17 protein-coding genes are annotated in these 17958 nt (G+C 66.5%); 13 read left to right on the forward strand and 4 right to left on the reverse strand.

What is annotated here, in order from left to right; translation table 11 throughout:
- Together tldD and ABD022_RS04785 are read right to left on the reverse strand one after the other, a co-directional pair.
- Positions 1-1455: a metalloprotease TldD gene (gene tldD / locus ABD022_RS04780; RefSeq protein WP_325123665.1), complete on the reverse strand. Its 1455-nt coding sequence runs from the start codon at positions 1453-1455 to the stop codon at positions 1-3.
- A gap of 52 nt (positions 1456-1507) precedes the next feature.
- Positions 1508-2329 (reverse strand): carbon-nitrogen hydrolase family protein, encoded by an 822-nt coding sequence (locus tag ABD022_RS04785; protein WP_325123666.1) that lies wholly within the window; start codon positions 2327-2329, stop codon positions 1508-1510.
- Positions 2330-2497: 168 nt separating this feature from the next.
- Here ABD022_RS04785 and ABD022_RS04790 point away from each other — a divergent pair, with 168 nt between their 5' ends.
- Positions 2498-2869: an H-NS histone family protein gene (locus ABD022_RS04790; RefSeq protein WP_325123667.1), complete on the forward strand. Its 372-nt coding sequence runs from the start codon at positions 2498-2500 to the stop codon at positions 2867-2869.
- A 6-nt stretch (positions 2870-2875) separates the two neighbouring features.
- Here the strand turns inward: ABD022_RS04790 and ABD022_RS04795 are convergent, their stop codons facing one another.
- On the reverse strand, positions 2876-3469 hold the full coding sequence (locus tag ABD022_RS04795; protein WP_325123668.1) for a DUF4136 domain-containing protein: 594 nt from the start codon (positions 3467-3469) through the stop codon (positions 2876-2878).
- A 252-nt stretch (positions 3470-3721) separates the two neighbouring features.
- On the opposite strand from ABD022_RS04795, the gene pepN reads away from it, so the two are divergent.
- Together pepN and ABD022_RS04805 are read left to right on the forward strand one after the other, a co-directional pair.
- The gene (gene pepN / locus ABD022_RS04800; protein ID WP_343820278.1) at positions 3722-6424 is read left to right on the forward strand and encodes an aminopeptidase N; all 2703 of its coding nucleotides are present in this window, start codon (positions 3722-3724) and stop codon (positions 6422-6424) included.
- Positions 6425-6496: 72 nt separating this feature from the next.
- Entirely contained in the window at positions 6497-7507 is a 1011-nt protein-coding gene (locus ABD022_RS04805; RefSeq protein ID WP_325123670.1) for a class 1 fructose-bisphosphatase, read from the forward strand.
- 73 nt (positions 7508-7580) lie between these two features.
- On the opposite strand, the gene ABD022_RS04810 is transcribed toward ABD022_RS04805, so the two are convergent.
- The gene (locus ABD022_RS04810) at positions 7581-8573 is read right to left on the reverse strand and encodes a quinone oxidoreductase family protein (RefSeq protein ID WP_325123671.1); all 993 of its coding nucleotides are present in this window, start codon (positions 8571-8573) and stop codon (positions 7581-7583) included.
- A 54-nt stretch (positions 8574-8627) separates the two neighbouring features.
- Between ABD022_RS04810 and ABD022_RS04815 the strand changes: the two genes are divergently transcribed.
- The 10 genes from ABD022_RS04815 to ABD022_RS04860 all read left to right on the forward strand — a co-directional run bounded on the left by ABD022_RS04815 (position 8628) and on the right by ABD022_RS04860 (position 17728).
- Complete coding sequence (locus ABD022_RS04815; protein ID WP_325123672.1) at positions 8628-9485, forward strand: DMT family transporter; 858 nt, start codon at positions 8628-8630, stop codon at positions 9483-9485.
- A gap of 63 nt (positions 9486-9548) precedes the next feature.
- Complete coding sequence (locus ABD022_RS04820) at positions 9549-10280, forward strand: YebC/PmpR family DNA-binding transcriptional regulator (RefSeq protein WP_325123673.1); 732 nt, start codon at positions 9549-9551, stop codon at positions 10278-10280.
- Positions 10277-11575 (forward strand): phosphoribosylamine--glycine ligase, encoded by a 1299-nt coding sequence (gene purD, locus ABD022_RS04825; protein ID WP_343820281.1) that lies wholly within the window; start codon positions 10277-10279, stop codon positions 11573-11575. Before ABD022_RS04820 ends, purD begins: the two co-directional genes overlap by 4 nt.
- Before the next feature lie 23 nt (positions 11576-11598).
- Positions 11599-12501, forward strand: coding sequence for an oxygen-dependent coproporphyrinogen oxidase (gene hemF, locus ABD022_RS04830; protein WP_325123675.1), 903 nt, complete (start codon positions 11599-11601; stop codon positions 12499-12501).
- Entirely contained in the window at positions 12492-13097 is a 606-nt protein-coding gene (nadD, locus tag ABD022_RS04835) for a nicotinate (nicotinamide) nucleotide adenylyltransferase (protein WP_325123676.1), read from the forward strand. Before hemF ends, nadD begins: the two co-directional genes overlap by 10 nt.
- Complete coding sequence (gene rsfS, locus ABD022_RS04840; RefSeq protein WP_343820284.1) at positions 13094-13489, forward strand: ribosome silencing factor; 396 nt, start codon at positions 13094-13096, stop codon at positions 13487-13489. Before nadD ends, rsfS begins: the two co-directional genes overlap by 4 nt.
- Entirely contained in the window at positions 13486-13956 is a 471-nt protein-coding gene (gene rlmH / locus ABD022_RS04845) for a 23S rRNA (pseudouridine(1915)-N(3))-methyltransferase RlmH (RefSeq protein WP_325123678.1), read from the forward strand. The genes rsfS and rlmH overlap by 4 nt, the downstream gene beginning before the upstream one ends.
- 13 nt (positions 13957-13969) lie before the next feature.
- Positions 13970-15412, forward strand: coding sequence for a pyruvate kinase (gene pyk / locus ABD022_RS04850; RefSeq protein WP_325123679.1), 1443 nt, complete (start codon positions 13970-13972; stop codon positions 15410-15412).
- Between the two features lie 41 nt (positions 15413-15453).
- A complete protein-coding gene (locus ABD022_RS04855) occupies positions 15454-16080 on the forward strand; it encodes a Maf family protein (protein ID WP_343820286.1) in 627 nt (208 codons plus the stop codon).
- Positions 16081-16372: 292 nt separating this feature from the next.
- Positions 16373-17728: an Nramp family divalent metal transporter gene (locus ABD022_RS04860; protein WP_325123681.1), complete on the forward strand. Its 1356-nt coding sequence runs from the start codon at positions 16373-16375 to the stop codon at positions 17726-17728.
- Positions 17729-17958: the final 230 nt, after the last annotated feature.

Genomic DNA, 17958 nt, shown 5'->3' on the forward strand with positions numbered 1-17958 from the left:
TCAGGCCGTGCCCCCGACGGTCAGGCCGTCGATGCGCAAGGTCGGCATGCCGACTCCCACAGGGACACTCTGACCTTCCTTGCCGCACGTGCCCACCCCTGAATCCAGGGCCAGGTCGTTGCCGATCATGCTAATCCGGCCCATGGCCTCGGGGCCGCTGCCGATCAGTGTGGCGCCCTTGACGGGGTAGGTGACGCGGCCGTTCTCGATCATGTAGGCCTCGGAGGCAGAGAAAACGAACTTGCCGCTGGTGATGTCCACCTGGCCGCCACCGAAATTGACGGCATAGAGGCCACGATCCACCGAGGCAATGATGTCCTCGGGATCGTCGCGGCCGGCCAGCATGTAGGTGTTGGTCATGCGCGGCATGGGCAGATGGGCATAGGACTCGCGCCGCCCGTTGCCGGTGACCGCCTGCTTCATCAGGCGAGCGTTCATGGAATCCTGCATGTAGCCGCGCAGGATGCCGTCTTCGATCAGGACGGTGCGCTGGGTGGGATGACCCTCGTCATCCACGTTCAACGAACCGCGCCGATCGGCCAGGGTGCCGTCATCCACGACCGTGACGCCGCGCGACGCCACGCGTTCGCCGATACGGCCGGAGAACACGCTGGAACCCTTGCGGTTGAAGTCGCCTTCCAGGCCGTGGCCGACCGCTTCGTGCAGCAGGATGCCCGGCCAGCCCGAGCCCAGCACCACGGCCATCTGCCCTGCCGGGGCCGGCCGGGCCTCGAGATTGACGCGCGCCTCGTGAACCGCACGCTCTACGTAGCCGCGCAGGACCTCGTCGGTGAAATAGGCCAGGCCGGTACGCCCGCCCCCACCACCGTGGCCCATTTCCCGCCGGCCCTTGCGTTCGGCAATGACGGTCAGGGACAGGCGCACCAGGGGGCGCACGTCGGCCACCAGGCGGCCATCGCTGCCGGCCACCAGGATCACGTCGTATTCGGCCGCCAGGCCGGCCATGACCTGAATGATTTCCGGATCGGCGGCACGCGCCATGCGTTCGACCCGTTCCAGCAAGGCAACCTTGTCCGGAGCGGACAGCGAGTCCACCGGGTTGACCGCCGCATACAGCTCATGTGGCCGATCGACGCCGCCGTCGACGCGGCGCCGGCCCGCACCCTGGCGCGCAATGGTGCGCACCGCACGAGCGGAGGACATCAGGGCCTGGGGCGACAGGCTGTCGGAATAGGCAAAGGCGGTCTTTTCGCCACTGACGGCCCGCACCCCCACGCCCTGGTCGATGGAGAAACTGCCGGTCTTGACGATGCCTTCCTCGAGGCTCCAGCCTTCGGAGCAACTGTATTGGAAATACAGGTCGGCATAATCGACACGGTGGCTGTGAATATCGGACAGCGCACGCGCCAAATGGGATTCGTCGAGACCCCAAGGTTCCAGCAGCAGCGTGCGGGCGGTATTCAGGGCATCCAGGCCCGGTTCAACAAGTTTCATCTGACACCATTCATCCATCAATCTTCGTGCCGCGCCCGCGCGGGCTTGTGACTTACCGCAGCACCCGATGCCGCAACGCGGGCAGGGATTCCCGCACCGCCGACAAGCGATCCGCGTCCAGCGTGCCAGCAACCACACCCGGGCCTTCGGGCAGGCAATCGAGAATCTCGCCCCAAGGATCGACCAGCATCGAATGACCCCAGGTGCGCCTGCCATTGGCGTGCGTGCCTCCTTGGGCACTGGCCAGCACATAGCACTGGTTCTCGATGGCGCGTGCGCGCAGCAGCACTTCCCAGTGTACCGAACCCGTGGTCCAGGTAAAAGCCGCCGGCAGCACCATCAGCCTCACGTCGCCCTGGGCGCGGAAGAACTCGGGAAAACGCAGGTCGTAGCAGATGCCCAATGCCGTGCGCCCGAACGGCATGTCGAATACCTGGGGCGACTCATCCCCCGGGCGGATGGCCCGGGATTCATCATAGGATTCCTGACCGCGCTGGAAACTGAACAAATGAATCTTGTCATAACGGGCGCACAATCGGCCCTGCGGATCGTAAACCAGGCATGTGTTATAGACGCGATCGGCATCCGGGCTGCGCAATGGCAGCGTGCCGCCCACCAGCCAAATCCCGTGGCTGCGTGCCTGATCGGAAAGAAACGCCTGGATCGGCCCGTTTCCCGGCGTTTCAGCAAGCGGCAGTTTATCCGAGTCGCGTTTTCCCATGAAACAAAAATATTCAGGCAACGCCACCAGCCCTGCCCCCGAGGAAACTGCGGTTTCTATTTCCCCGGCAGCCTGTGCCAGATTATCTTCCACCGTCATGCCGGATACCATCTGCACGGCTGCAACCCGCATCGAACGGTCCTCATTGCTCATGTATGCTCCCGATTATCGAATGTATGTCGCAGCATCGTCACATGTGGAAATGACGGATATTGCACATGGTTTCAGAAACCAGTTTAAAATCGCTTCCTGGATTCAAGCCTCTTCCAATACCCTCGTATATGAATCCAGCCAATCGACAGAACCCAAACGGAGCCATGAATGACCCGTACCAGCTATAACACCGAAAAATCCCGTCTCGAAAAAGAAATGGCCAAGCTCCAGAAAAAAATCCAGACGCTGCAGGCAAAAGAGCGCAAACCAAAGGTCGCCGAGATTGTGCGGGCGATGCGCGAATACGATATCAGCCCGGAAGAGATCGCCGCTGCATTCAACCGCAAGACGGCCGGCCGGGCACCCTCTGCGCCCCGCAAGGCCGCCGCCACGACGAAACGCGTGATCGCCCCGAAATACCGCCACCCCGAAACCCAGGCCACCTGGACGGGCCGCGGCAAGGCGCCGCGCTGGATCACCGATGCCGAAGCGGCCGGCACCTCGCGTGATGCCTTCCTGATTGCCGCAGAATCCGCCTGATCGGATTCATTTCACAGGATACCGCACCTCGACCACCTGGCCGTTCCGGCCAGGAAACCGGTCGAACAGGGCGCGCGCCAGATACGGCATGGCCGCGCCCAATTGGTCCTCGCGGCTGGACGCCACCGCCGTGGCGCGATAGACCTCGCGCCCCTGGTGAGTCCGGTCGTCGATCCTGACCGACAAAGTCAGGCGATAGACGTCCACTGCGACCGTCTGGATCGCCGGCCCCATTCCCCAGGCCCAGTGGGGATGATGAAAACCAACATACGGCCCGTAGAAACCGGGATACATGTAGGGATCGACGAATTCCTGGCGCCATTCGCGTTCGCGTGAACTGGCATATTCAATATGCACCGCAAAACGCGCCGCACCCGCCGAACTGGCTTCCACCAGCCCGGTCGGCCCCAATGCGGCGCGCACCGTATCGGCATAATTCTGGAACTGCAGATTATTGCGCTGGGATTCGTCTGCCTCGATCCAGTAGGTGGCGCCCAGGGTATTTTCCGGCCACTGCTGATACCGGGTGACCTGCGCGGAAAACACCGAGGCGCACCCGCCCAGCATCAGCGCCAGGCACAAGCCGGAAAACAACCGCATCCACGCACGCCCGATTTGCGCACCCAACCTACCACCACCCTTCATCGCACGCATACCGATCCATAAAACGATTCCAGCAACCACCGGATGCCGCACCACCCCCGAGGGCCATGGCGCATCCGGCCTCACCAGCCATCATAGGCGTTGCCGCGCCCCCCGAACAGCCGCCCGTTGCACTCCGATACAGCCCGGCCACGGGCCGTCGGGCCGACTACAATGGAGACGCACGGAACGCTTTTCGGAAACAGACTCATGCGCACGGATACCGCCCCCACCATTTTCCGCCAGGACTACACCCCCTACCCCTACCGCTTGCCGCAAGTCCGGCTGGAATTCGACCTGGCGGCGGAATCAACCCAGGTGCGATCCGAACTGCGCTTCGAACCCGCGCCCGGCACCGCGCCGGGCACACCGCTGGTGCTGCAGGGCGAAGACCTCGAACTGGTCGAGGTCCGTCTGGATGGCCGGCCGCTGGCGGCCGATGAATACCAGCTGACCGACGACACGCTCAGCCTGGTTCCGCCCGGACACGGCAAACCTTTTTCCATTGGAATCGTCAGCCTGTGCCACCCGGCCGTCAACACCACGCTGATGGGCCTGTACGTCTCGGGCGACAAGCTCTTCACCCAGTGCGAAGCCCAGGGTTTTCGCCGCATCACCTGGTTTCCGGACCGGCCCGACGTGATGGCGCGCTTCGAGGTCCTGCTGCGCGCCGATCCCGCCGTCTATCCGCTGCTGCTGTCCAACGGCAACCTGATCGAACAGGCCGGACTGCCCGATGGCCGTCACCAGGCGCTGTGGCGCGATCCGCATCCCAAGCCCTGCTACCTGTTCGCCCTGGTGGCCGGCGATTTCGATTGCATCGAGCGCACCGAGACCACCCGCAGCGGCCGCGAAGTGTTGCTGCAGGTCTACAGCGACAAGGGCTGCCGCGAACAGACCCGCTGGGCGCTGGACTGCCTGGCACGCGCCCTGCACTGGGACGAACGGCGCTTCGGCCTGGAACTGGACCTGGATCGCTTCATGGTGGTGGCGGCGCGCGACTTCAACATGGGGGCGATGGAAAACAAGGGCCTGAACATCTTCAATGCCGCCTACGTCCTGGCCGACCCCGACACAGCCACGGACGCCGCCTACCGCGGCATCGAAGCCGTGATCGGCCACGAATACTTCCACAACTGGACCGGCAACCGCGTCACCTGCCGCGACTGGTTCCAGTTGTCCCTGAAAGAAGGACTGACGGTCTTCCGCGACCAGGAATTCTCCGCCGACATGCTGGCCGAGGGCCTGCCGCCCGCCGAGGCCGCCAGCGCCCGGGCCGTCAAGCGCATCGACGACGTGCACACCCTGCGGCTGGCGCAGTTCCCCGAAGACGCCGGCCCCATGGCCCACCCCATCCGGCCCGACAGCTACCAGGAAATCGGCAATTTCTACACCGCCACGGTCTATGAAAAGGGCGCGGAAGTCATCCGCATGCAGCACACCCTGCTGGGCGAAGACGGGTTCCGCGCCGGCATGGACGAGTATTTCCGTCGCTACGATGGCCAGGCCGTCACCTGCGACGATTTCGTCGACGCCATGGAATCCGTCTACGTGCAACGGCACCCCGGCAAGGATTTCTCCATCTTCCGGCGCTGGTACCAGCAGGCAGGCACCCCGCGCGTGCGAGTACGCTCGCATTACGATCCCGAAAACCGCACCTGCCGCATCACGCTGGAACAACGCTGCGCACCAGCGGGCCTGGAAGCCCGGCAGACTCCTCCGCCCCAAAAGCCCCCCCTGCACATCCCCTTTGCCATCGGCCTGATCGATGCGGACGGCCGCTCCCTGCCTATCCATTGGGAAGACGAAACCCGCGATACCGTCGTTCTGGAACTGCGCGAGGCCAGCCAGACCTGGACCCTGACGGATATCCCGCGCCCGCCCGTCCTGTCGCTGCTGCGCGATTTTTCAGCGCCCGTCATCCTGGAAACCGACCGCACGGCCGACGACCTGGCCCTGCTGGCGCGCCACGATCCCGACCCTTTCGCCCGCTGGGACGCTGTCCAGGAAACGGCCCACCGGCACCTGCAGGCCTGCATGCAGGCCGACCGCGACGGCAATCCCCAACCGGCGCTGGACGACCTGCTGGAGATCTGGCGTACTGCACTGATCGACCCAACGCTGTCGCCCGCGTACAGGGCGCGGCTGCTGGCCCTGCCAGCCCTGCGCGAGGTCATCGACCGAGGCGATCCCATGGATCCCCGGGCCGCCGTGGCGGCCTGGACCCGCACCCGGCAAACCCTGGGCGCGCAGCTGGCCGATGCCTGGCGTACCCTCTACGACGCCATGGCAGACGACGGCGGCCCCTATTCGCCCGATCCGGTCTCGTCCGGCCGCCGCGCCCTGCGCAACCTGGCCCTGGACAACCTGCTGGCCGGCCAGGCATCCGGCGCAGCCGAGCTGGCCCTGGCGCAATACCGCCAGGCTCGCAACATGACCGAGGGCCTGGGCGCACTCACCGCCCTGCTGCAACATGCCCCGCAGGATGCCTCCGGGCCGCTGGCCGACTTCCACGAGCGCTGGCGCGACGACCCCCTGGTGCTGGACCGCTGGTTCGGCGCCCAGGCCAGCGCGCCGGGCTGCACAGTGTCCGGCGTGCGCGCCCTGATGGCCCTGCCGGATTTCTCGCTGCGCAACCCCAATCGCGCGCGCGCCGTCGTCTTCCGCTTCTGCATGGACAATCCCGGCAACCTGCACACCCTGGAAGGCTACGACTTCTGGGCCGAGCAAGTGCTGGCGCTCGACGCCCTGAATCCGGAAATCGCAGCACGGCTGTCGCGCGCCTTCGACAACTGGGCGCGCTACGAGCCCGTCGCCCGGGCCGGCATGCAGGCCGCCCTGCAGCGCGTGCTGGATGCGCCCGGCCTGTCACGCAACGTCCGCGAGATCGTCTCGAAGGCGCTCGGCGCCTGATGCCTCTTCATGCCGCCGGGCCGCACCGTGGGATGCACCCGGCCACCCTTTCTTTTTTCTCGGGGGATTCACTTGAAATACAAGACCTTGACTCAATACCTGGTCGAACAGCAGCGTGAACACAAGGCCGTGTCGGCCGACGTCCGCCTGCTGATCGAAACCGTATCGCGCGCCTGCAAGGCGATCAGCCACGCCGTCAGCAAGGGCGCCCTGGGCGGCGTGCTCGGCAGCCTGGGCACGGAAAACGTCCAGGGCGAAGTCCAGAAGAAACTCGACGTGCTGTCCAACGAGATCCTGCTGGAAGCGAACGAATGGGGCGGCAACCTGGCGGCCATGGCCTCCGAGGAAATGCAGACCATTCACCGCATCCCAACCCACTACCCCAAGGGCCAGAACCTGCTGCTGTTCGATCCCCTGGATGGCTCATCGAACATCGACGTGAACGTGTCCATCGGCACGATCTTTTCCGTGCTGCAGGCCCCCGTCGAAGCCGCCGGACGGGAAATCGCCGAAGAGGATTTCCTGCAGCCCGGCACCCGCCAGGTCGCCGCCGGCTATGCCATCTACGGTCCGCAGACCATGCTGGTGCTGACCGTGGGCGCTGGCGTCATGGGTTTCACGCTGGACCGCGAAATGGGGTCGTGGCTGCTGACGCACGAAGACATCCGCCTGCCCGAGCAGACCGCGGAATTCGCCATCAACATGTCCAATATGCGGCACTGGGAAGCCCCCGTGCGCCGCTACATCGACGAATGCCTGCAAGGCGAGACCGGCCCTCTGGGCAAGAACTACAACATGCGCTGGATCGCATCCATGGTGGCCGACGTGCACCGCATCCTGACGCGCGGCGGGATCTTCATGTACCCGCGTGACGCCCGAGCATCCGGCCGCAAGGGCAAGCTGCGCCTGATGTACGAAGCCAACCCCATGAGCTTTCTCGTGGAACAGGCGGGCGGGCTGGCCATCGACGGCGCCAACCGCATCCTGGACATCCAGCCCGATGCCCTGCACCAGCGCATCGGCGTGATCCTGGGTTCGCGCGAGGAAGTCGAGCGCCTGCAGCGATACCACCAGGAAGCCTGAGCCTGCGGGCCGGCCGGCCCTGGCCGGCCAGCCCCGCACGCGCCGCGACCGGCGATGGGCCAGGGGCCGCGGCTCAGTCCAGGGTCAGCACAGTCGCGCCGGTCGTGCCGCGCGAACCCAGCGCCTCATGCGCCTTCGCGGCATCCGCCAGAGCAAACCGCTGGCCGATGACGATGTCCAGCTTGCCGCTCGTCACCAGGTCGAACACCTCGTCGGCGGCCGCCTGCATGGCCTGCGCGGTGGGCACGTGGGCGGCGAGCGTCGGGCGGGTGACGTACAGCGAACCCTTGGCCGCCAGCACGCCCAGGTTCACGCCCTCGACCGGGCCCGACGCATTGCCGAAGCTGACCATCAGGCCGCGCGGCTGGAGACAGTCCAGCGAGATTTCCCAGGTGCTCTTGCCCACGCCGTCGTAGACCACCGGAACCTTGCGCCCCTCGGTCAGTTCCCTGACCCGGGCGACGATGTCCTCGCGGCTGGTATCGATCACTTCCCAGGCACCGTGGCGGCGCGCCAGCGCGGCCTTTTCCGGGGTGGACGCGGTCCCGATCAGGCGCACGCCCAGGGCCCTGGCCCATTGGCAGGCGATGAGCCCGACACCGCCCGCGGCGGCATGGAACAGGATCGTCTCGTTACCCTGCAGCCTGTAGGTCTGGCGAAACAGGTATTGCACCGTCAGGCCCTTGAGCATCAGCGCGGCGGCCTGCTCGAAACTGACGCCGTCGGGGATCCGCACGACCCGGTCGGCGGGCACATTGCGCAGATCGGCATAGGCGCCAATCGGGCTCTGCCCGTAGGCCACGCGGTCGCCGGGACGCAGGTGGGTCACCTCGGCGCCAACCGATTCGACCAGGCCCGAAGCCTCGAATCCCAGGCCATGCGGCAAGGGATGCGGATACAGCCCCGTGCGACAATAGATATCGATGAAATTCAGGCCGACCGCCTTCTGGCGGATGCGGACCTCGTGCGGCGCGGGGGGCGGCACCACCACTTCTTCCAGCCGCATCCGATCCGGCCCGCCATGCTCATGAACACGGATCGCCCGTGCCTTTTCTTCTTTTTCCACCGTAGATACCTCCGGCCCCGTCGGACCTAAAGTTCAGAACCGGATCAGACTAGCATGAATTCCCGCCAGGCCACGACGGCCATTCACATCACCGCCGTCCTGTTCGGGCTGACGGGCATTTTCGGCGAACTGATCCAGGCCAGCGCCACCCTGATCACGGCGGGCCGGGCCGCCTTTGCCACGGTCGCCCTGCTGCTTTTCATGGCCCGCACGGGTCATCGCCCCGTGCGTCCCGCACGCCGCGCCCTGCCGGTGCTGCTGGCAGCCGGCGTCCTGCTGGCGATCCACTGGACGACCTTCTTCGTCGCGGTGAAGACCGGCGGCATCGCCGTTGCCACGCTGGGCTTTGCCAGCTTTCCCGCCTTCATCACCCTGTTCGAAGGCTTTCTGTTCAAGGAGCGCACCCGGATTGCGGAATGGGCCGTGGTCGCCCTGGTGACCGCCGGCCTCGCCCTGGTCGCGCCATCCTTCGATTTCAGCGATCGGGCCGCTGCCGGCCTGGGCTGGGGAGTGGCATCGGGCCTGTCGTTCGCCCTGTTCACCCTGGCCAACCGCAAGGCCGTCGGCCTCGTGCCCGCCCGCGAACTGGCCTGCTGGGAAAACGGCGTCGTCGTCCTGCTGACCCTGCCCTGGTGCCTGGCCGAATTCACCGGGCTGCGGGCCGTGGACTGGGTCTGGCTGTTCATGCTGGGCGTGTTCTGCACTGCGCTGTCCCATGCACTGCTGGTCGCCAGCCTGGCCAGGCTCAATGCCCGCACCGCCGGGATCGTCATCGCACTGGAACCGGTCTATGCCATTCTCTTCGCGGCCCTTCTGTTCGCGCAATACCCATCGGTGCGCGCGCTGGCGGGCGGCACCCTGATCATCGGGGCGATCGTCTGGTCGGGCTGGCGGCGCGCCGCCGCAGACTGAATCGGCCCAAGGCGTTAAAATCCAGGGTTCGTTGAATGCACCCCTATTGAACTCGACACAATCATGGCCGGACACAGCAAATGGGCAAACATCCAGCACCGCAAAGGGCGCCAAGACGCCAAGCGCGGCAAGCTCTGGACAAAGATCATCCGTGAAATCACCGTGGCCGCCCGTGCCGGTGGGCCCGATCCCGACGCCAATCCCGCGCTGCGCCTGGCCTGGGACAAGGCCACATCGGCCAACATGCCCAAGGACAACATCCTGCGCGCCATCCAGCGCGGGGCCGGCACCGAAGAAGGCGTCAACTACGAGGAAATCCGCTACGAGGGTTATGGCGTGGGCGGCGCCGCCCTGATCATCGACTGCATGACCGACAACCGCCAGCGCACCGTATCCGAAGTGCGCCACACGCTGACCAAGCACGGCGGCAACCTGGGCCAGGACGGCAGCGTGGTGTTCATGTTCAAGCACTGCGGCCAGTTCATCTTCGCTCCGGGCACCTCGGAAGAGCAGGTCATGGAAATCGCCCTGGAAAACGGCGCCGACGACGTCCAGACGGACGAGGAAGGCGTGATCGAAGTCACCTGCGAACCCGGCGGCTATACCGCCCTGAAGCAGGCCTTCGACGCCGCAGGCCTGGAGGCCGAGATCCACGGCGTGATCATGAAGGCCCTGTCCAAGGTCGAACTGTCCGGCGAAGATGCCGAGCGGATGCAGAAGATCATCGATCTGCTGGAAGACCTGGACGATGTCCAGGAAGTCTATACCACCGCCGTCCTGGACGAGGCCGAATGAAACTGCTCGTCATCGGCTCCGGCGGCCGCGAACACGCCCTGGCCTGGCGCCTGGCGCAATCGCCCCGGGTGCACAAAGTCTACGTGGCCCCGGGCAACGGCGGCACCGGCCGCACGCCGAACCTGGAAAACCTGCCCCTGCAGGACACCAGCGCCCTGATCGAATTCGCCCGCCGGGAAAAGATCGCCTTCACCGTCGTCGGACCTGAGGCCCCGCTGGCCGCCGGGATCGTGGACGCCTTCCGCGCCGCCGGGCTGCGCATCTTCGGGCCGACCCGGGCAGCCGCCCAGCTCGAAAGCTCGAAGGACTATGCCAAAGACTTCATGGTGCGCCACGGCATTCCCACCGCGGCGTACGGCACCTTCACCGACGCCGGCCAGGCCCGTGACTACATCCGGGCCCAAGGCGCCCCCATCGTCGTCAAGGCCGACGGCCTGGCCGCCGGCAAGGGCGTGGTCGTGGCGCAGAACCTCGACGAAGCACTGGGCGCCATCGATCACATGCTGGGCGAACACGGTGCCTTCGGCGCGGCGGGCGCACGCGTGGTGATCGAGGAATTCCTTCAGGGCGAAGAAGCCAGCTTCATCGTCATGTGCGACGGCCAGCACGTCCTGCCCCTGGCCACCAGCCAGGACCACAAACGCCTGCAGGACGGAGACACCGGCCCCAATACCGGCGGCATGGGCGCCTATTCGCCCGCGCCCATCGTCAGCCCGGCGCTGCACAACCGCATCATGCGCGAGATCATCCAGCCGGCGATCCAGGGCATGGCGCGCGACGGCATCCCCTACACCGGGTTCCTCTACGCCGGCCTGATGATCGGTCCCGGTCCCGATGCCACCCGCAGCCTGAAGGTCCTGGAATTCAACTGCCGCCTGGGCGACCCGGAAACCCAGCCCATCATGCTGCGCATGAAGAGCGATTTTTCCGAAACCCTGGAACACGCCCTGGACGGCACGCTGGACCAGGCCGAGATCGACTGGGACAGGCGCACCGCCGTGGGCGTCGTGCTGGCGGCAGCCGGCTACCCGGACGCTCCCCGCAAGGGGGATCCGATCACCGCGCTGGCACCGGACACCGCCGATTGCGTCACTTTCCACGCCGGCACCTCGGCCGAAGACGGCACGCTGCGCACCAGCGGCGGCCGCGTCCTGTGCGTCACGGCGCTGGCCGACTCCATCCGCCGCGCCCAGCAGGCCGCCTACGAAGCCGTCAACCAGACCCAGTTCGAAGGCCGCCAGTTCCGCCGGGACATCGGCTGGCGCGCCCTGGCCGCCGGCAAGCGGCACGATTGACCTGACTTCGCGCGGGCCCCGACATGCACGTTCCCATCTCCCTGGTCCACGACACATTCTCCGGTCTGCAGGAGCGCATCGTCCGTGCCCTCGAGGATCTCGAAGGCGCTTCGTTCGGCCGCGACCCCTGGACACGCCCGGAAGGCGGCGGCGGCCTGGCCCGGTACTGCGAAAACGGTACGGTTTTCGAACGCGCCGGCGTGCTGTTCAGCCACGTGCGCGGCGACACCCTGCCACCTTCGGCCAGCGCCCACCGCCCCGAACTGGCAGGCCGCAGCTGGGAAGCCATGGGCGTGTCGATGGTGCTGCACCCGCGCAACCCCCATGTGCCGACCACGCACATGAACGTGCGCCTGTTCGTCGCCCACGGCCAGGGCGGCACCGACGATGTCTTCTGGTTCGGCGGAGGCCTGGACCTGACGCCCTACTATCCGGTGGATGACGACGTGCGCCATTTCCACCAGGTGTGCCACGATGCCGTCGCGCCCTTCGGCGAAGACAAGTACCCCCGCTACAAGGCCTGGTGCGACGACTATTTCCTGCTGCGCCACCGGGGCGAGACGCGTGGCGTCGGCGGCCTGTTCTTCGACGACCTGAACGAGCCGGACTTCGACACCTGCTTCGCGCTGACCCGCGCGGTGGGCGACTGCTTCGTTCCTGCCTATGCGCCCATCGTCCGGGCCCGCCGGGACACGCCCTACGGCGAGCGCGAGCGCGCCTTCCAGGCCTATCGGCGCGGACGCTACGTGGAATTCAACCTGGTCTACGACCGGGGCACGCTGTTCGGCCTGCAATCGGGCGGCCGTACGGAATCCATCCTGCTGTCCATGCCGCCCGTCGCCCAATGGCGCTACGACTGGACGCCCGAGCCCGGATCCCCCGAATCGGTGCTGGCCGACTACCTGCGGCCCCGCGCATGGCTGTGACGCCCCAGGTCGGGCTGCTGGGCGGCAGCTTCGACCCGGTTCATCGGGCCCATATCGCGCTGGCCCGGGCCGCCTGCGACGCGCTGGGGCTGGAACACGTCGAACTGCTGCCGGCCGCGCGCCCCTGGCAGCGCGGCCGCCTGGGTGCCGCCGCGGAACACCGGCTGCGCATGCTGGAACTGGCCTGCAGCGGCGACCCCCGCCTGCGCGTCAACCCCATCGAACTGCAGCGCGCCGGCAATACCTATACCATCGACACGCTGGCCGCCCTGCCCCCCACGGCCCGCTACACCTGGATCCTGGGCTCGGACCAACTGGCCAACTTCTGCACCTGGCACCGCTGGCACGATCTGCTGCAGTACGTCCGGCTGGCGGTGGCCGAACGCCCCGGCACGCCCGCCACGCCACCGGCCGAACTGGCCCAGGCTCTGACACCCGGCGGCCTGGTCCGGATCCCCTTCACCCCGCAGCCGGTTTCCGCCACCGCGATCCGACAGGATCTGGCGGCCGGGCGGCCCGTCGACACGATGCTGGATCCGCGCGTGCTGGACTACATCCGCGCCCACCGCCTCTACCTGGACCCCGAAACATCATGAACCTGCAAAAACAGCAACGCCTCGTCATCGACGCGCTCGAAGACACCAAGGCCCAGGACATCAAAGTCTTCAACACCACAGGCCTGACCGGCCTGTTCGACCGCGTCGTCATCGCCAGCGGCACGTCCAACCGCCATACACGCGCCGTCGCCAGCCATGTGGCCGAGCAGGCCAAGAAGCACGGCCTGGAAGTCATCGCCTACGAAGGCGAGGATACCGGGGAATGGCTGCTGATCGACCTGGGCGACATCGTGGTGCACTGCATGCAGCCGGCCATCCGCGCCTACTACAACCTGGAGGAAATCTGGGGTGCCAAGCCGGTGCGCGTCCGCCTGCTGCCCACCGGCCCGGCCCAGGCGAGCCAGCCGGCCGACTTCGACGAGGACGAATGAAACTCCAGGTCTACGCCGTCGGCACCCGCATGCCGTCCTGGGTCCAGGAAGCCTGGCAGGACTTTGCCAAGCGCATGCCCCGCGACTGCGCCCTGGAACTGCACGAAATCCGCCCGGAACCCCGAACCAGTGGCAAGACGGCCCAGCAGCTGATGCACGCCGAAGCCCAGCGCATCGAGGCCGCCGTGCCCGCGCAGGCCTGGCGCGTCATCCTGGACGAACACGGCCGCGACCTGACGACCCGGGATCTGGCGGGCCATCTGGAAACCTGGCGTGCCGGCGGCACCGACATCGCCTTCATCATCGGTGGTCCCGACGGACTGGATCCTGCGCTGAAACAGACCGCCCGCCAGACCCTGCGCCTGTCTTCGCTGACCCTGCCCCATCCGATGGTCCGCATCCTGCTCGCCGAACAACTCTACCGTGCCTGGACCATCCTGGCAGGCCATCCCTATCACCGTGCCTGAGGAGCCATCCACCATGACCACTCGCCGCCGCACCAAGATCGTTGCCACGCTGGGGCCCGCATCCTCCAGCCCGGAACGCATCGAAGCCCTGATCCTGGCCGGCATGGACGTGGCCCGGCTGAACTTTTCCCATGGCACGCCCGACGACCACCGCGAACGGGTCCGCCTGGTCCGCGAGATCGCCGCGCGAAACGACCGCCACATCGCCCTCATGGGCGATCTCCAGGGACCGAAGATCCGCATCGGCCGTTTCGCCGACGGACCCATCGAGCTGAAACCGGACGATGTCTTTACCTTGTCGATCCGGCATCCCCTGGACGCCGGCACCGCCCGGATCGTGGGAATCGAATACCCGCCGCTGGTCCAGGACTGCGCGCCGGGCGACGAACTGCTGCTGGACGACGGCCGCGTGATCCTGAGGGTCGAATCCGTGGATGCGGACGCCGTCCACACACGGGTCGAAGTGGGCGGCCCGCTGTCCAACAACAAAGGCATCAACCGGCGCGGCGGCGGCATATCGGCCCCCAGCCTGACCGACAAGGACCGCCAGGACATCCTGCTGGCCGCCGAGCTCGAACTGGACTACGTGGCGGTGTCCTTCCCGCGCGCGGGAGCCGACATCGAACAGGCGCGTCGGCTGGTGCGCGAAGCCGGCAGCCCGGCCTGGATCATCGCCAAGATCGAGCGCGCCGAGGCCGTGGCCGACGACGCCGCGCTGGACGACCTGATCCGCGCCAGCGACGGCGTGATGGTGGCCCGGGGCGACCTGGGCGTGGAAATCGGCGACGCCCGCCTCGCCGGCATCCAGAAGCGGATCATCCAGCATGCCCGCACCCTGAACAAGCTGGTGATCACCGCAACCCAGATGATGGAGTCCATGATCGCCAGCCCGATACCGACCCGGGCCGAAGTCTCCGACGTCGCCAACGCCGTGCTGGACTACACCGACGCAGTCATGCTGTCGGCGGAGTCGGCCTCGGGGCGCTACCCCGTCGAGGCCGTCCAGGCCATGGCGCGGATCTGCCTGGGCGCCGAGCAGGAACCCACCAGCGTGCGGTCGCATCACCGCCTGGGCGAGACCTTCTCGCGCTGCGACGAAACGATCGCCCTGGCCAGCATGTACGCCGCCAACCACTTCCCGGGCATCAAGGCCATCATCAGCCTGACCGAAAGCGGCCACACCCCGCTCATCATGTCGCGCATCCGTTCGGGCGTACCCATCTACTGCTACACGCGGCACCCCGCCACGCAACGCCGCGCCGCCCTGTTCCGCGGTGTCTACACCGTGCCCTTCGATGCGGCGGCGCTGCCGCCGGCCGAAGTCAGCGAAGCCGCCATCGGCATCCTGCGCAATCGCGGACTGCTGCATGCCGGCGACTGGATCATCCTGACCAAGGGCGATTTCTACAGCGACAGCGGCGGCACGAACGGCATGAAGATCCTGCGGGTAGGCTGAATCTTCCGTTCCCGGCCCCCATCGATCCCGCACAGCCCGTCATGCCATTCTTCATCCTGCTCGCTTCCGCCAGCCCCCGCCGCCACGAGATCCTGGACCAGCTGGCCATTGCCCACGGCATCCTGCGCGTACCCGCGCCGGATGGCGAGGACGAGCCCCGGCTGCCGGGCGAGCCGGCCGCCGACTACGTCCGCCGCACCGCAAGGGAAAAGGCCGAGCGGGCGGCCGCCTGGCTGGCCTCGGGCGGCCAGCCAGACCCGCTGCCCGAAAACTGGCCCGCAGGCTGGCGACAGGCGCCCATCCTGTGCGCCGACACCACGGTCATCCTGGACGGCGAGGTGCTGGGCAAGCCCCGGGACGAGGCCGACGCCGCCAACATGCTGCGCCGCCTGTCGGGCCGCGAACACGCGGTCCACACTGCCGTGGTCCTGGCGGACGGCGGGCGGCTCCACGAAGCGGTCAGCATCAGCACGGTACGTTTCCAGCCGCTCGCCGATGCCGACATCGCGGCCTACGTCGCCAGCGGCGAGCCCTTCGGCAAGGCGGGCAGCTACGCCATCCAGGGCCGGGCGGCGGCTTTCGTGGCCCATCTGTCGGGCAGCCACAGCGGCGTCATGGGCCTGCCGGCGCACGAGACCGCCCGGCTGCTGGCCCTGTGCCGCGATTGATGCGCCCGCCCCCGGCATACTGGTTAACCCTGGTTTAACTCTAAATCATCTTGACCGCCGATCTTCGTACCCATAGCATGAACTGACGCCTCGCTGAACGCAGCAGGCGCGCGGTGATGGCCATGGCTGCATCGCATGACCATCAGGGCATACCACCCTCATCACCAAAGAGGTCCTGCATATGGTCGATCCAGTTGTCAGTCCTGCCTCATCCTCCCCGCAAGTCGCCGAAGAAATCCGCAGCCAGAATCTCCCACCGGCAACATACCGCGACCTGCCCGAACCACTGCCCATGAAAAAGGTCATCGGCCCCAGCGTGCTGCTGCTGGCGGGCTCGGTCGGCTCGGGCGAATTCGTCCTGTGGCCCTACATTTCAACCCAGACGGGCCTGGCCCTGGTCTGGCTGGCCACCATCGGCATCCTGACCCAGTATTTCCTGAACATGGAAATCACGCGCTACACATTGGCCACCGGGGAAACGGCCGTCACCGGATTCACGCGACTATGGAAACCCTGGAGCGGGCTGTTCATCATCATGGCTGTCATTCCCTGGATGTGGCCCGGCTGGGCCACGGGCAGCTCCACCGCCCTGACCTATGCCTTCGGTCTGTCGGGAGAGGCCGTGATTCCGATCACCATCGCTTCGCTGGTGCTGATCGGCATCATCCTCACCATATCGCCCGTGGTCTACCAGACGGTCGAGAAGATCCAGTTCTTCCTCGTCGCGCTGATCGTGCTGTTCATGATCTACATCGTCGTGGGGCTGCTCAACGGCCAGACATGGGCTGCGCTCATCTCGGGCTTCACGACCGAAATTCCGAAGATCCCGGAATCCATCGGCAAGCTGCCCATCGCCCTGCTCCTGGGCGCCATCGCCTTCGCCGGCGCCGGCGGTGTCATGAACCTGGCCCAATCCAACTGGGTACGCGACAAGGGCCTGGGCATGGGCGCCCACCTGCCGAAGATCGTCTCGCCCATCACAGGCCAGGAAACCACCCAGGCGGCGATCGGCTATTTCTTCCGCCAGGACGAGGCCAACATGCGGCGCTGGCGCGGCTGGTGGAAAGTGGCCGACCGTGAACAGTTCATCACCTTTTTCGTGCTGGGCCTGTTCGCCATCCTGCTGTTCATGATGCTCGCCTATCTCTACGTCGGAGTCGGCAGTACCGCCCAGAATTTCGATTTCGTGCGGCTGCTGGGCGAAACCCTGAGCGAGCGGGTCTCCCCCTGGGTCGGGCCGGCCTTCTGGTTCACCGGCGTGGTGGTGCTGCTGTCGACCAACCTGACCGTGCTGGACATGATCGGCCGGATCGTGGCCGACATCGCCAAGACCAACTGGCTGCGCGACAGCCAGACCTGGACGGAAAGCCGCCTGTATTTCCTGGTGGTCTGGCTGATGGTGGCCTTCGGCTCCATCATCCTGCTCTCGGGCGTCAGCCAGCCGCTGGTCCTGCTGGTGATCGCCTCGGCCCTGAACGGCCTGGTGATGTTCGTGTATTCGGTGCTGCTGATCCAGCTGAACCGCTGCATGCTGCCGCGCGCCATCGGGCTGGGCGGCTTCCGGTTCGTGGCGATCCTGTGGGCCGTGCTGTTCTACGGCGGCTTCTCGATCTACCTGATCATCAACCAGTTCGGAAAACTCTTCTGACGTCCGCCGCACCTGCGGACTCCAAAGAACACGGCCGCCTTCCGGCGGCCGTGTTCTTTTCCGGCCCGATGCCGCCGACCGGCGGCATCGGAAGGCCGGCCGGTTTCACCCCAGCAACCGGGGCAGCCAGAGGCTGACGGCAGGCACGTAGGTGATGAAGACCAGGTAGGTCAGCAGCAGGAGCAGCCAGGGGAAGGCGGCGCGCACGACCTGGCCGATGCTCATCTTGG

It is taken from the genome of Castellaniella daejeonensis (genome assembly GCF_039523555.1).
GTDB lineage: Bacteria > Pseudomonadota > Gammaproteobacteria > Burkholderiales > Burkholderiaceae_B > Castellaniella > Castellaniella daejeonensis.